This window comes from Faecalicatena contorta, assembly GCF_001404335.1.
In the GTDB taxonomy this organism is placed as follows: Bacteria; Bacillota; Clostridia; order Lachnospirales; family Lachnospiraceae; genus Faecalicatena; species Faecalicatena contortus_B.
In genome coordinates this window covers 1-15,063 of sequence record NZ_CYZU01000088.1, presented here as the reverse complement: position 1 = coordinate 15,063, position 15,063 = coordinate 1, and the positions used below count along the sequence as shown (strand labels likewise).

Below are 15,063 nucleotides of genomic sequence, written 5' to 3'. Positions count from 1 at the left end.
GGCCCGAAACAGGGGAGAATCCGTGATTCGAAATCACGGATTCTCCCCTGTTTCGGGCCTGCTTGCTTCCTAGAATTCGTAAGATGCACTCTAGCATTTTCAAACAGCATGTGTACGCCTGCCCGCCTGTCCCTCATCGGTGCTGGACGCATCCGGTCGGGAGGTGTGGCTTAAATAGAGGGTTGTGCCGGACGGGAGCAGCGTATTTTCGTGGCTTCGCGCAGCGCCCCGGCACACATTCCCCTAAGCGGACCTCCCCCTCACACTCGCTTCATACAGGTAACCGCCATGGCGCCAGGGCCTATGTGGCACGCTACGCTGAGTGACAGCGGCCCCTCTATGATCTGATACCCCGGAAATTTTTCCTGGATTTCTTTTTTCCATTCCTGCGCCTCTTCCTGTCCGCAAGTGTATGCCATACCCAGTACCATCTGGTCTTCGCGGCCGGCAAATCTTTCTTTGAGGTCTTTCTCGATGGCGCCCAGCATGGTGCGCTTTGCTGCTTTCCAGCCGCGCACTTTTGCATACGCATCCAGCTTCTCGCCCTGAATCTGCAGGACGGGCTTTAGATTGAGCACGGTGCCCAGAGCCGCGGCCGCAGGGGTGATTCTGCCGCCTTTTTTCAGATATTTCAGTGTATCTACTGTGATGTAGATACTGGCTTCCATTTTTTCTTTTACCAGAATTTCTCTGATCTCTGCTGCGGATTTGCCTTCATTCCTCAGCTTTATCGCATCCAGTACAGACTGCACCTGGGTGACAGAAATTCTCTGGTTATCCACGACCTGTACCCTGCCGTCATAGTCCTCCGAAAGTGTTACAGCTGTCTCGCAGCTGCTGCTCAGCCCGCTGGACATTGGGATGTGCACGACTTCGTCATATTCCTCGAGCAGTTTGTCCCAAAGTTCCAGAATCTCTCCGGGTGACGGCTGGGAGGTTGAAATATCGGAATCCTCTCCCAGTTTTTTGTAAAAATCTTCCTGTGACAGTGTGATATCCTCGAGAAAAAGCTCTCCGTCTATGAAAAACGGCATAGGCACCACAGAGATGCCCATCTCTTTTCCTTCTTTTTGAGTGATTCCGCTGTTACTGTCCGTTACAATTGCAATCTTCTTCATATATATTTCCCCTGTTTTAGTTTTTGAAGCTGTGAATTGGAGCCGGGATTCTTCCCTTTCGCCCGACAAATGCCTCACAGCCGAACTGGTTGACCGGCATGATCGGCGCATACCCGAGCAGGCCTCCGAATTCTGCTGTTTCTCCCACGTCCTTGCCGATCACCGGAATCAGACGCACTGCTGTTGTCTTCTGGTTCACCATGCCGATCGCCATCTCGTCCGCAATGATTCCGGATATTGTGCTGGCGCTGGTCTTCCCCGGAATGGCTATCATATCCAGTCCGACGGAACATACGCAGGTCATTGCCTCCAGTTTTTCGAGCGTCAGAGCACCGGCGTTGACTGCATCAATCATTCCCTGGTCTTCACTGACCGGGATAAATGCTCCGCTTAGGCCCCCCACATAGGAAGATGCCATGACGCCGCCCTTTTTTACCTGGTCGTTGAGCATTGCCAGGGCAGCCGTTGTCCCGGGCGCTCCCACACGCTCCAGTCCGATCTCTTCCAGTATCTCTGCCACGCTGTCTCCCACCGCCGGAGTCGGCGCCAGTGACAGGTCTACGATACCGAAGGGGATTCCCAGCCTTTTGGAGGCCTCGCCGGCTACGAGCTGTCCCACGCGGGTTACCTTGAACGCCGTCTTCTTGATGGTCTCGCAGAGCTCCTCAAAGCCCTTGCCGCGCACTTTCTCGAGCGCCTTTTTTACCACGCCCGGTCCGCTGACGCCTACATTGATTACCGCATCCGCCTCGGTAACTCCTAAGAATGCTCCCGCCATAAACGGGTTATCATCCGGCGCATTGCAGAAGATCACGAGCTTTGCACAGCCCAGGGAATCATTGTCTTTTGTTGCCTCAGCGGTGGCTTTGACGATCTCACCGCACAGGCGCACGGCATCCATATTGATCCCCGTCTTCGTAGATCCCACATTGACGGAACTGCAGATTCTCTCCGTCTCAGCCAGTGCCTGGGGGATGGAACGGATCAGGTTCTCATCGCTCTTTGTCATAGCTTTTGAAACCAGAGCGGAATAACCACCGATAAAATTGACGCCTACTTCCTTGGCCGCCCGGTCCAGCGTTCTTGCAATAGTCACAAAATCCTCCGGGGACTTGCACGCAGCCCCTCCCACCAAAGCGATGGGTGTGATTGAAATTCTCTTATTTACAATCGGAATTCCGAATTCTTTTTCAATATCACTTCCGGTAGAAACCAGTTTTGCCGCTACGGTCGTAATCTTATCATAAATCTTGCGGTTGAGTTCCTCCAGGTTCGAGTCAATACAATCCAGGAGACTGATCCCCAGCGTTATCGTACGGACATCCAGATTCTCGTGCTCAATCATTTTATTGGTTTCTGATACTTCATACATATTAATCATAGTGCTTATCCTCGCCTTCTATCCTCACGCTTTACTCTTACAGCCTGTGCATCTTTTCAAATATCTCTTCTCTCTGGCAGCGGATATTCACTCCGATCTCTTCTCCCAGCTTATCAAGCTCATCGCAGACTACCTTAAAGTCTTTGTCAAGACTGGTTACATCCACGATCATCATCATATTAAAGTACCCCTGGATAATGGTCTGTGAGATATCCAGTATATTAATCCTGTTCTCAGCCAAATATGTACAAACCTTTGCTATAATCCCTACGGTGTCCTGCCCCAGCACTGTTACGATACATTTTTTCATCTTCTTATCCTCCTGATTGTCTATACTGTAATGATCTCTGATATCATGTCTCTTCTTGCGACAGCCATGTCAAGATCCTCACCTTTATAAATATTATCGCTCAGAGTCACCTCCAGCTTTACGGTTTCATACGCCAGCTTAGCATAATTATTTTCCTTGCTTAAGTGTCCCAGCAGAATGTGTTTCAAATTATCATGTAGTATATCACAAAGAAGTCTTCCTGACAATTCGTTGGATAAATGTCCCTTGTCTCCCATGACTCTCCGTTTCAGATAATATGGATAGGAGCCTACTTCCAGCATATGGATATCGTGGTTTGCCTCCAGCAGCACCGCGTCCAGACTTTTAAGCTTCGACACCGTGTATTCATCGTAAATTCCAAGATCCGTCGCCACTGCAACGGATTTTCCGCAGCAGTTCATACGGTATCCGGATGGCTCTTTCGCATCATGCGAGATCCGAAACGGATCAATTGTAATGTCCCCCAATATAAAACTTTCGTCCGTATGTATTGGATGAAGAAGCCCTTCCGGCATCCTTCCCAGGGGCGCATAATTCTCAATCCCCTCTATTGTTCCCGGAGTCGCGTAGATCGGCACCTCATATTTCCGGCTGAAAACGCCCAGTCCCTGAATATGATCTGAATGCTCATGTGTGATCAGAATACCGTCCAGTTCTTCTCCTTTGATGTCCAGCTCTTTTAGCCCTGCATCAATCTTTTTCTTGCTGATTCCTGTATCCACAAGCAGATGCGTGTTGTCGCTCCCCACATAGATACAGTTGCCGCTGCTTCCGCTGGCAATGCTGCATAACCTCATAATATTTCTCCTATTTGCCTTTTTGTATTGTCAAATGTCCCGCTGTTATCTATAACAGCCTGGCATGCGCTGCGAAATACCCGTTCCGGGGACTGCGCTTCCATCATCCGGGCAATCTTCTCAGCGGAATACCCTCTGGACTGCTTCAGGCGTTCTCTTCTAACGCTTTCTTCTGCATAAATATACCACATTTCCCCGCAGATATCTTCATATCCCGCCTCCGGAAGAAGTGCCGCTTCTATCACATATAGCGGCACTTTCCGTTTTTTCTTTTCCTCGATATCCTGTTCCACCCATTTTTTCACTTCCGGATGGACAATCCCGTTCAACTTCTGCCGCATCTGTGCATCCCGAAAAATCAGGGCGGCCAGCCGGCTGCGGTCCAGTTCCCCGTCCGGCCCTATGATCTCTGTACCGAACTGTTCTATGATCTTTTGGTAGCAGGCCCCGCCCTTTTTCTGAAGCTCTTTGGCCACCTCATCCAGCTGGCAGACCACCGCGCCGTATTCTTCCTCAAGAAAATGCAGGACTTTACTCTTTCCGGAACCTACCCCGCCGGTAATTCCCAGTATCTTCATCTAAATTCCTCTTTGTTCATTATTCGCTTTACTCAAGTTTTATCCAGACTCCGCTTTGCCACGGACACTACTTTGCCTCGTACCAGTTCTCCCCTGTATGCATGTCTACAATCAAGGGGACGTCCAGGTCTGCGGCCTGCTCCATCTGCCGTTTCAGTATCTCCTTTACTTCTTCGACTTCATCCTTGTGGGCCTCGATCAGCAGTTCATCGTGCACCTGCAGGATCATTTTTGACCGGAGCCCTTTTTCCTTCAGTTCCCGGTTTACACCGATCATCGCAATCTTCATTATATCCGCGGCAGATCCCTGGATCGGGGCGTTCATCGCCACCCGTTCCCCGAAATTCCGCTGCATAAAATTGCTGGATTTCAGTTCCGGCACCGGCCTTCTGCGCCCGAAGAGGGTCACAACATAGCCCTCCGTTTTTGCATGGGCCACCGTATCATCCAGAAAACGTTTGATTCCCGGATAAGTCTCGAAATAATTTTCAATGTACTGCGCCGCTTCTTTCCTGGTGATACTCAAATCCTGACTCAGCCCAAAAGAACTGATCCCGTATACGATTCCAAAGTTGACCGCCTTGGCATTGCGCCGCTGAAGTTCCGTCACCTCTTCAAACGGAGTGTGGAACACCTGGGAAGCCGTCATCCGATGGATATCCCTTGCCTCTTTATACGCCTGGATCAGCTGTTCGTCCCCGGAGCAGTGCGCCAGTATCCTCAGCTCGATCTGGGAATAATCCGCATCGATAAAGACGCAGCCCTCTTTTGGCACAAATACTTTTCTGATCAGACGCCCCAGTTCCATCCGCACCGGAATATTTTGGAGGTTCGGCTCCGTACTGCTGATCCGGCCGGTTGCGGTGATCGTCTGGTTGAACTTTCCGTGGATTCTTCCGTCCGGACCAATATAGACAGCCAGCCCGTCCGCGTATGTGGACTTCAGCTTGGTCAGCTGTCTGTACTCCAGAATCTTATCGACCACCGGATAATCCGGCGCCAGCTTGTCCAGCACATCGGCGGCGGTTGAGTATCCGGTCTTAGTCTTTTTACCGTTAGGCAGCTGCATGTGGTCAAAAAGGACGACTCCCAGCTGCTTCGGAGAGTTAATGTTAAACGTCTCTCCCGCCATCTCATAGATCTCCTTCTCCAGCTCCACGATCCGGCCGCCCAGCTGTTCGCCATAAAACTTCAGCGCCTCTGCCTCCACCTTTATCCCCGCCTGCTCCATATCGAACAGGGTGAAGACAAGCGGCATCTCTATGTCTGTAAACAGGTGGTACATCCCCTCCGCCAGCATCTTGTCTCTCAATGGTTTTACGGATGCAAATGCAGTGTATGCTTCATAACATGCCTTTGTCATGATATCTGCCTTCTCATCGATCATAATTCCCAGCTGTTCCCTTGCCACATCTTCATAATTATAATTATTCTTCAGAGGATTCAGAAGATAGGCCGCTACGGTTACGTCGAAACATTTTTCCTGCTCTGCCACTTCCACCAAAGGCAGGTATTTCTTCAGGTCAAACATGGCAAATGTCTGTACACTGCCTGCTATTTCCGTTAATTTTCCAAACAGATACTCTATATCCATGTCGGTATCACAGAGAATGGAATAGATCTGCTCCGGCCCATAGGCAATGCTCACTCTTCCGTATCCGGACGGATGCGCAAACAGAGGCAGTACATTTCCGGCATCCTCCGTAATTGCAACGCCTACACACTCCGCCCGTGCTGCCTCTTTGAATATCTTTTCCGCTTCCTCTTTATCCGTAATCTCCTTGAAATGAGATTCCACTTTATTGGAAGAGCTTTCTACATCAAACCGGCTCAGCAGATTTTTGAACTGCAGTTTCTGAAAATAGTCATGCGCTTCCTTCGTAAACGGATTCCCATGTTCAGCCGCTTCCAGGTTAAACGCGATCTCTGCATGGGTATCGATGGTGGCAAGCGTCTTGCTCATGCACGCCTGATCCCAATACTCCTGCAGGTTCTTGCTGGCCCTTGGAGGCTTGATCTCCGCCGCGTGGGCATAGGCATTTTCTATGGTGCCGTATTCCGTGATGATCTTGGTTGCCGTCTTCTCCCCGACTCCCGGGACGCCCGGTATGTTATCCGATGCATCTCCCATCAGGGCTTTCACGTCGATAAATTCCGTTGGGGTAACTCCATACCTTTCTTTTACGTCAACCGCATAATAGTCCTCAACTTCTGTCCTGCCCTGTTTTGTCTTTGGAATCCGGATCTTTACATGCTCTGTAGCGAGCTGCAGTGTATCTCTGTCCCCGGATATGATGGCGACATCCATCCCCTTTTCCTCGCAGATACGTGAAATCGTTCCCAGCAGATCATCCGCCTCCAGGCCTGCCTGCTCAATAATCTCGATGTTCATGGCCTGCAGAACTTCCTTGATTACCGGGACCTGCTGCCTTAGTTCTTCTGCCATTGGCTTTCTGGTTCCCTTATAATCTGCATACATCTCATGCCGGAATGTAGGCGCATGCACATCAAATGTCACGGTCAGATATTCCGGCTTCTCCTCGTCCAGGATCTTGAACATGATGTTCAAAAACCCATAAATAGCGTTCGTATGAAGCCCCTCCGAGTTGGTCAGGTCCGGTACTCCATAGAACGCCCTGTTTAAAATACTGTGGCCATCTATTAATACAATCTTTTTACTCATAGTTTTTTCTCCACATCCTGGTGATATGATATCATGACCGTCGTTCGGAAAGTGTACAGACACGCGTCCCTTACTAACGTTCACTATAACATAATAGAGTATACACTAAATTCTTTCTTTTTAAAAGGCTATTTTTATGATATTATGAAAGCAACTGTTACAGAATTTTTGCGATTAAGGAGTATGGAAAATGGATGGAATTATTTTTGATGTAGACGGAACTTTGTGGGACTCAACCGACTCGGTGGCAGAGGCCTGGAACCAGGCAATTGCCGAACATTCTGCCCTGGATGTCAGAATAGATGGCCCGATGCTGAAGAATCTGTTTGGCAAAACTATGGACGAGATATATCATGCCGTCTTTCCCACGTTGTCGAAAGAGGAACAGCAGAAACTGGGTGATATCTGCTTTGAATACGAAAACAAGCTTCTTGAGACGAAACCCGGCATCCTCTATGAAGGCGTACGGGAGACCCTGCTAAGGCTTTCCCAGAGCACCCGGATTTTCATTGTCAGCAACTGCCAGTGCGGATATATCGAAGTCTTTTTAAAGACAACAGGACTCGAAGCCGCTGTGCAGGACCACCTCTGCTTTGGTGAAACCCAGACCTCTAAGGGGATGACGATCAGAACTTTGATGGAACGCAGAAAGCTGAGAGATGTGGTCTATGTGGGCGATACACAGGGTGATTATGAGGCCTGCATGGAAGCCGGCATTCCTTTTATTTTTGCATCATACGGCTTTGGCAATGCCCCCGCCGCGGAAGTGAGAATCTCCAGAATCAGCGAGCTGCTGGAACTGTTTCTTCTATTATAAATGTGCGGGACGGGAAATGCATTGCAGGAAAATCAAGGAGTTTCCCGTTGATCTCCCGGTGATACGCTGTCACCGGATAACCGGCTCTGCCAACTGATTTTTTGTGTTTCAGACGGCAGGGCCGGGCTGCCCTTTGAACCGTTTTCTCCGGTGCTCTGCGCTCAGCAGTTATGTACTGCCTCCCTCATCTCGGATACATACGTTTTCAAGGCTTCCTCCGCCTTATCCCCATATGTTTCAATCAATTTTACAATGGCGCTTCCCACAATCGCCCCGTCGGATACTGCTGCCATCGCCCCTGCCTGCTCCGTCGTGCTGATTCCGAAACCTACGGCTGCCGGAAGATCGGTCACTTCACGGATAGAAGCAATCATAGATGAAATATCCGTCTCGATCTGATTCCGCACGCCCGTTACTCCCATGGAGGATACGACATAGAGAAAGCCCTTTGCCTCTTTTGCAATCATCTGAATGCGCTGTCTGGATGTCGGCGCTATCATGGAAATAATATCTACACCGTGTTTGTCTGCTATATGAGACATTTCCCCCTTTTCCTCATAGGGCAGGTCCGGAATTATAATGCCATCTACGCCAAGCTCCTCACATTTCTCATAAAACGCCTCATATCCATAATGAAAGACGGGGTTTAAATAAGTCATGAACACCAGCGGTATCTGGCTTTTTTCTCTCACCTTTCTTACAATTTCGAACACACCGTCAAGCGTCATATTTCCGTTTAACGCCCTGATATTGGCCTCCTGAATCACAACACCCTCGGCGGTCGGATCGGAGAATGGAATTCCGATTTCGATCAGATCCGCCCCCGCCTCTTCCATTGCCAGAATGTATTCTACTGTCTTATCCCCCGAGGGATCTCCTGCCGTTAAGAACACGATAAACGCTTTTCCTCCTGCAAATGCATCTGCTATTCTACTCATGAATGTGTACCCCCTTATACCTTGCGATAGCCGCCACATCTTTATCGCCTCTTCCTGAGAGACAGATGATCAGGCTCTCGTCTTTTCTCATCTGCGGTGCAATTTTTCTTGTGTGCGCAACGGCATGTGCGCTTTCTATGGCACAGATAATGCCCTCTGTCCTTGCCAGATATTCAAATGCGTCAACCGCCTCATCGTCTGTCACCGGCACATACTCCGCCCGGCCCGAATCCCGCAGATATGCGTGTTCCGGCCCGATACCCGGATAGTCCAGCCCGGCGGAAATAGAGTACACCGGAGCGATCTGTCCGTATTCATCCTGGCAGAAATAGGATTTCATGCCGTGGAAGACTCCCAGGGTTCCCTTTGCCATCGTTGCCGCATGCTGGTCTGTGTCGATTCCTCTTCCTGCCGCCTCACAGCCGATCAGTTTTACATTTTCATCTTCGATAAAGTTGTAAAACATACCCATGGCATTACTTCCGCCTCCCACGCAGGCAAGCACCGCAGAGGGAAGTCTCCCTTCCGCTTCCATGATCTGCTGCCGTGCCTCCTGGCTGATCACACTCTGGAAATCCCGCACCATCATCGGGAACGGATGTGGCCCCATCACGGAGCCAAGTACATAGTGGGTATCCGATACCCGGTTCGTCCATTCGCGCATGGTCGCATTTACCGCATCTTTCAGGGTCTGTGTGCCGGTCGTTACTGCATGGACCTTTGCCCCGAGCAGTTCCATCCTGTATACATTCAGCGCCTGCCGCTCCGTGTCCTCCTTTCCCATAAAGACTTCACATTCCAGCCCCAGAAGCGCCGCCGCTGTCGCAGTTGCCACGCCATGCTGCCCGGCGCCTGTTTCTGCGATCACCCTTGTCTTTCCCATTTTCTTTGCCAGCAGAACCTGCCCCAGCACGTTATTAATCTTGTGGGAACCAGTATGATTCAGATCTTCCCTCTTCAGATAGATTCTGGCTCCGCCCAGATCTTCTGTCATCTTTTCTGCATAATACAGCAGGGACGGACGCCCCGCGTATTCATTTAACAATTGTTTCAGCTCCTGCTGAAATCTTGCATCTTTTTTATAATATTCATATTGTTCCTCCAGCTGAATCAACTCGTTCATTAATGTTTCGGAGATATACTGCCCTCCAAACTCACCGTATCTTCCTTTCGACATCTCGAATCCTCCTGACTGCTTTTTCTATTTTTTCTTTATCCTTCCTGCCGCCTGTCTCTACACCGCTGCTCATATCGACTGCGTAAGGCAATACCTGCCGGGCCGCCTCCGCCACATTTTCCGGAGTCAGTCCTCCGGCCAGAAAGAAGGGCTTGGCAGGACTGCCGATTCTTCCATAATCAAAAGCTGTGCCCGTTCCTCCCCTGCCGCTGTCCAAAAGCAGGTAATCCACACAGCTGTGCTCCCACCTCTTGATATCTCTGCTGTACGTATCCTCTGTCATAGAAACTGCCTTCACAACCGGCACATCGCAGCAGCACTTCAAATCTTCCGCAAATTCCAGAGTTTCATTTCCATGCAGCTGTACGACATCAATCACCTTTCCATATACCAGCTGCAGGATCTGCTCCAGCGGCGCATCTGTAAACACCCCCACTGCAGCTACTTCCTTAGACAGCCCCTGCTTCAAAAGGGCAGCCCGTCTAGGATCGACATATCTTCTACTGCCCTGCGCAAAGACAAATCCAATATAGTCCGGCTGCACTTCATTGACAGCCGCAATCTCTTCCTCCCTGCACAGACCACATATTTTAATCTTCATAATCTCTCCCCGGATGATAAATCTTGAAAATATTCTGACAATGGTGGGCAAAGGGGTCTGACCCCTTTGTTGACAAATCGCATGAGTGTCTCGCCTATCAGTACTCCATCTGTTCCGTTTTCTCTCAGGCACTGGACATCCCCGGCTGTTTTTATTCCGCTTTCGGATACGAAGAGTATCCCGTCCGGCACCATGTCGCGCAGCCGGCTGCTGGTCCGGATATCTACCTGAAAGGTTCTTAAGTCCCGGTTGTTGACCCCTATTATTCTGGCGCCGCACCGCAGGGCCTTTTTTACTTCTTCTTCGGTGTGTGCTTCGACCAATGCCGAAAGCCCCAGTTCGCCTGCAATCTGCATATATCCGCGCAGTTCCTGCTCTTCCAGAATTGCACAGATCAGCAGTACAGCCGACGCATGGATACATTTTGCCTCATAGAGCATGTAGGCGTCTATGGTGAAGTCCTTCCGAAGTATTGGGATATGCACTTTTTCCGCAATCTCCTCCAGATATCGGTTGCTGCCCTGAAAATAGTATGGCTCAGTTAAAACAGATATTGCCGCCGCGCCCGCGCTCTCGTAATCTTCTGCAATGGCCAGATAGGGAAAATGTTCCGCTATTACCCCCTTTGACGGAGACGCTTTTTTTACTTCGCAGATAAAAGACATTCCTTCTTGTCTTAATGCCTCTTCAAAAGGAAACCGAAATTTACCTCCGTTTTTTTCTTTTTCTGCCGCCGCGATTCCATATGCTCTTTCCTTTAACTCTCTTTCGGGTACTTCCTGTTTTCTTTCTTGAATTCTCTCTCTGGTTCTGTCTGCAATTTCTTCTAATATCATCTTTTACCCGCCTTATATTTTTTCATTTGAATACGCAATGAACTGTTCTAACTTTTCCTGTGCCTTGCCGCTGTCTATCGCTTGCTGCGCCATCTTTACCCCCGCTTCAAGTGTATCCGCCCTGCCAGCCACATATAGAGCCGCACCGGCATTGAGCAGTACCGCGCTGCGTTTTGGCCCAAGTTCCCTGCCGCTCAGGACCGCTCTCGTAATCTCAGCGTTTTCCTGCGGGGTTCCGCCCTGCAGCTCATTTTTGCCGCAGGATGTAAAGCCAAACTGCTCCGGCGTGATCGCATACGAATGGAACTCGCCGTTTTTAATCTCACATACGGTCGTCGGCGCGCTCATTGAGATCTCATCCAGCTTATCCTGCCCGTACACGACCATGGCATTTTTGACTCCCAGCTTTTCCAGGACTCTTGCAAGCGGCTCCACAAGGGCCTCCTCATAAACGCCCATGACTTCCATGTTGGCGCCTGCCGGATTGGCGAGCGGTCCCAGGATATTGAATATGGTTCTGATCCCCAGTTCTTTTCTGACCGGAGCTACGTATTTCATGGCGATGTGATAATTCTGCGCAAACAGAAAACAAATTCCGATCTTTTCCAGCAGCTCTGCACTCTTTTCAGGTGGAATTGTGATCTTCACGCCCAGTGCCTCCAGTACATCCGCAGCCCCACATCTGCTGGATGCGGCTCTGTTTCCGTGCTTTGCCACCGGAACTCCTGCTGCCGCAATCACAAGTGCGGAGGTCGTTGAGATGTTAAACGAATTCGCCCCATCCCCTCCCGTCCCTACGATTTCCAGTGCATCTACGTTATGCAGAAGTTTCACACAGTGCTCCCGCATCCCTGCTGCCGAAGCCGTGATCTCGTCAATGGTCTCCCCCTTCAGGCTCATGGCCGTCAGATACGAGCTCATCTGTACATTGCTCGCCTCCCCGCTCATAATTTCATCCATTACCTGATAAGCTTCGTCATAGGTTAAGTTTTCTCTTCCTGCCAGTTTTAAAATTGCCTCTTTAATCATGATGTCCTGTTTCCTTTCTGCCCTGCTGCTCTTATTTAACATGCTGGTTTGCTGTTACGCTTTATCTGTTTTCAAAAAATTCCGGATCATTTGCGCCCCGTCCGGCGTCAGGATGGATTCCGGATGAAACTGCAGGCCATAGACCGGATACTCTCTGTGTTCTACAGCCATGATTTCGCCGTCTGCGGCCCTCGCGGTTACCTTAAGTACATCCGGAAGGCTTTCTTCCTCCGCCGCCAGTGAATGATACCTGGCGGCCGGAATGCTTTTTTCCAGCCCCTGAAATAACCGGCTGCTGCAGTCAAGTTCGATGCTTGAGGTCTTCCCATGCATCAGTTGTCTGGCATATGTCACTTTTCCGCCAAATGCCTGGCAGATCGCCTGGTGCCCCAGGCATACACCGAGAATCGGAATCTCTTTTGCCAGCTTATCCACCACCTCCGTGCACACCCCCGCATCTTCCGGCCTTCCCGGACCGGGGGAAAGGACAATGCAGACCGGATCCATTTCCCTGATCTCTTCCACCGTCTTTTCGTCGTTCCGTATGACGGTCAGGTCCTTACACTCTGCCCCAATCAGCTGATACAGGTTATATGAAAAACTGTCGTAATTATCAATCAGCAAAATCATGCTCCCATCCCCTCTCCTGCTCTTTCCACTGCGTTTGTCACCGCTTTTGCTTTGTTGATACATTCCTGATACTCCATCTCCGGCACACTGTCAGCTACGATGCCTGCTCCGGAGCATACATAGAGCGAACCATTCTTAGCGTAGGCCATTCTGATTGCAATGCAGGTATCCAGATTGCCGGTAAAATCAATGTAGCCAACTGCACCGCCGTAGATGCCGCGTTTGCAGTCTTCCAGTTGATCTATGATCTGGCAGGCCCTGATCTTAGGAGCCCCGGACAGCGTTCCCGCCGGCAGTATCGCATCCACGGTATCCATAAAATCTTTATCCTCCCGTATATTCCCCTTCACCGTTGAACCAATATGCATGACGTGGGAAAACTTCTCGATACTCTTATATTTTTCCAGCTCCACCGTGCCGATCTTACTGATTTTCCCAATATCATTTCTTCCCAGGTCAACCAGCATGTTGTGCTCGGCAAGCTCCTTTTCATCCGCAAGCAGTTCCGCCTCCAGCCTTTCGTCCTCCGCACAGGTCTCCCCTCTTTTCCGGGTTCCCGCCAGCGGAAATGTATGCAGCGTCCCATTTTCCAGCTTCACCAGCGTCTCCGGGGAGGCGCCGGCAATCTCAATATCATTGCTGGAAAAATAAAACATATAGGGGGAAGGATTTGTACTCCTGAGCACCCGGTAAACATCCAGTATGCTCCCCTCGATCTCCGCCTCCAGCCTGTTGGACAATACCACTTGGAAAATATCGCCCTCATAGATATGATGTTTTGCCTCTTCTACCATGCGGCAGTATTTTTCTTTTGTAAAATGCGGTTGAAACCCGTTTTTCACTTTTAGTGGAATGTGCGGCTCCAGTTCACCGTCCCGCACAATTGCTTCCAGCCGCTTCAATCTCACAACTGCATCTTCATACTCTTTTTTCACATCTTTGTCTAAAGACATGTTTACAATCAAAATCATCTTCTGCTTCAGATTATCAAATACAATTACCTGATCAAAAAGCATCAGATCCAGATCCCGGAAATGTGACTCATCCCTGGCGTCCAGCTTCAGTGAAGGCTCCACATACTTGATATAATCGTATGAAAAATACCCTACAAGCCCGCCGGTAAAGGAAGGCATTCCCTCAATCTTCGGGGCTCTGTGCGCCTCCACCACCTGCCGTATGTATTCCCCGGGGCAGGCCGTCTCCACTTCCCGGACCTCACGGCCTTTCATGTGAAGCATCCCATTTCTGCAGCTGATCTCCAAAGTAGGTTCAAATCCCAGAAAACTGTAACGCCCCCATCGTTTCGCGTCCTCCGCACTCTCGAGCATATAACAATGTTCACTGACATTTTTCAATTTTCTCAAAACCCCGACCGGGGTATACATGTCAGAAAACATATCCATACTGACAGGCATCGTATGATACAATCCCATCGCTGCCAACTCTTCTGCCTTTTTCAAATCTGGATAAGTCATAAGTTCTCCTTTCATAGGGGTCAGACCCCTTTGCGGTCCGTTTTCAGAATATTCTCAATATAGTTCACCTGCGGCGGCCGCTCCGAGGCAGCTGCCCCATACTCCACAGTACGCATCCAGCCGCGATGCCGCCTTGCGGCTATTTACCTTATCGCGGCATGCGCATCCTCCCGGAGGGTTTTTATGATATTAGGAAATCCCTCTGAAATTTCCTAATATCATAAAAAAATCCGCCCCTGACATTACAAATATAAAGTAATGTCAAGGACGGATTGAAAATTCAATTCGCGGTGCCACCTTGATTCACAGAAAATAAATCCTGTGCGCTTAGCAAGATACTATCATATCTCCGGCGACTGACGTACGCCCATACGTCATGCTATACTCGGCCTCACGGCCTTTCCCTCATGCCCTCAGCGGTCCATTTAACAAACTGCGTTTACCTGAATCCCACCACCTCAGGCTCTCTGTGAATGCACGATATGTTTTTATCTCCGCTTCATCGGTTTACATTATTAAATTATGGTATATTATATACACTTCCTCCTTCAAATGTCAATGCCGAATTTGATTTTTTTGTAAGTAAATGTTACTATTCACAGTCGATTTAGCGTTCATTCTTTAGGAAGCTCGTAACAGAGCTTCTTTTTCTTTGCCATAATGCACAAACAT

14 protein-coding genes are annotated in these 15,063 nt (G+C 49.7%); 1 reads left to right on the top strand and 13 read right to left on the bottom strand.

Annotation, left to right across the window (positions count from 1 at the left end; translation table 11 throughout):
* Nucleotides 1-260: 260 nt before the first annotated feature.
* The 6 genes from ARB69_RS24390 to polA form a co-directional block, all read right to left on the bottom strand.
* Entirely contained in the window at nt 261-1,118 is an 858-nt protein-coding gene (locus ARB69_RS24390; protein WP_050642504.1) for a DegV family protein, read from the bottom strand.
* A 16-nt stretch (nt 1,119-1,134) separates the two neighbouring features.
* A complete protein-coding gene (locus tag ARB69_RS24385) occupies nt 1,135-2,499 on the bottom strand; it encodes a PFL family protein (protein ID WP_050642505.1) in 1,365 nt (454 codons plus the stop codon).
* Nucleotides 2,500-2,536: 37 nt separating this feature from the next.
* Nucleotides 2,537-2,809: an ACT domain-containing protein gene (locus ARB69_RS24380; protein WP_025657692.1), complete on the bottom strand. Its 273-nt coding sequence runs from the start codon at nt 2,807-2,809 to the stop codon at nt 2,537-2,539.
* Nucleotides 2,810-2,829: 20 nt separating this feature from the next.
* Nucleotides 2,830-3,627, bottom strand: a complete 798-nt coding sequence (locus tag ARB69_RS24375; RefSeq protein ID WP_050642506.1) for an MBL fold metallo-hydrolase — start codon at nt 3,625-3,627, stop codon at nt 2,830-2,832.
* On the bottom strand, nt 3,624-4,205 hold the full coding sequence (gene coaE, locus ARB69_RS24370) for a dephospho-CoA kinase (RefSeq protein ID WP_055155274.1): 582 nt from the start codon (nt 4,203-4,205) through the stop codon (nt 3,624-3,626). The genes ARB69_RS24375 and coaE overlap by 4 nt, the downstream gene beginning before the upstream one ends.
* A 67-nt stretch (nt 4,206-4,272) precedes the next feature.
* Nucleotides 4,273-6,888 (bottom strand): DNA polymerase I, encoded by a 2,616-nt coding sequence (gene polA, locus ARB69_RS24365; protein ID WP_055155273.1) that lies wholly within the window; start codon nt 6,886-6,888, stop codon nt 4,273-4,275.
* Nucleotides 6,889-7,078: 190 nt separating this feature from the next.
* On the opposite strand from polA, the gene ARB69_RS24360 reads away from it, so the two are divergent.
* Nucleotides 7,079-7,705: an HAD family hydrolase gene (locus tag ARB69_RS24360; protein ID WP_055155272.1), complete on the top strand. Its 627-nt coding sequence runs from the start codon at nt 7,079-7,081 to the stop codon at nt 7,703-7,705.
* 161 nt (nt 7,706-7,866) lie between these two features.
* Here ARB69_RS24360 and trpA read toward each other — a convergent pair whose 3' ends face one another.
* The 7 genes from trpA to trpE are packed head-to-tail and all read right to left on the bottom strand — an operon-like array spanning nt 7,867 to nt 14,406.
* A complete protein-coding gene (trpA, locus tag ARB69_RS24355) occupies nt 7,867-8,643 on the bottom strand; it encodes a tryptophan synthase subunit alpha (RefSeq protein WP_050642510.1) in 777 nt (258 codons plus the stop codon).
* Entirely contained in the window at nt 8,636-9,820 is a 1,185-nt protein-coding gene (gene trpB / locus ARB69_RS24350; protein WP_055155271.1) for a tryptophan synthase subunit beta, read from the bottom strand. Before trpB ends, trpA begins: the two co-directional genes overlap by 8 nt.
* Nucleotides 9,798-10,421, bottom strand: a complete 624-nt coding sequence (locus tag ARB69_RS24345; RefSeq protein WP_050642512.1) for a phosphoribosylanthranilate isomerase — start codon at nt 10,419-10,421, stop codon at nt 9,798-9,800. The genes trpB and ARB69_RS24345 overlap by 23 nt, the downstream gene beginning before the upstream one ends.
* Entirely contained in the window at nt 10,418-11,257 is an 840-nt protein-coding gene (trpC, locus tag ARB69_RS24340) for an indole-3-glycerol phosphate synthase TrpC (protein ID WP_055155270.1), read from the bottom strand. The genes ARB69_RS24345 and trpC overlap by 4 nt, the downstream gene beginning before the upstream one ends.
* 12 nt (nt 11,258-11,269) lie before the next feature.
* Nucleotides 11,270-12,286 carry an anthranilate phosphoribosyltransferase gene (trpD, locus tag ARB69_RS24335; protein WP_055155275.1) on the bottom strand — a complete coding sequence of 339 codons (1,017 nt, stop codon included), beginning with the start codon at nt 12,284-12,286 and terminating at the stop codon, nt 11,270-11,272.
* Between the two features lie 54 nt (nt 12,287-12,340).
* On the bottom strand, nt 12,341-12,916 hold the full coding sequence (locus ARB69_RS24330; RefSeq protein WP_055155269.1) for an anthranilate synthase component II: 576 nt from the start codon (nt 12,914-12,916) through the stop codon (nt 12,341-12,343).
* Nucleotides 12,913-14,406 (bottom strand): anthranilate synthase component I, encoded by a 1,494-nt coding sequence (trpE, locus tag ARB69_RS24325; protein ID WP_330377758.1) that lies wholly within the window; start codon nt 14,404-14,406, stop codon nt 12,913-12,915. The genes ARB69_RS24330 and trpE overlap by 4 nt, the downstream gene beginning before the upstream one ends.
* Nucleotides 14,407-15,063: the final 657 nt, after the last annotated feature.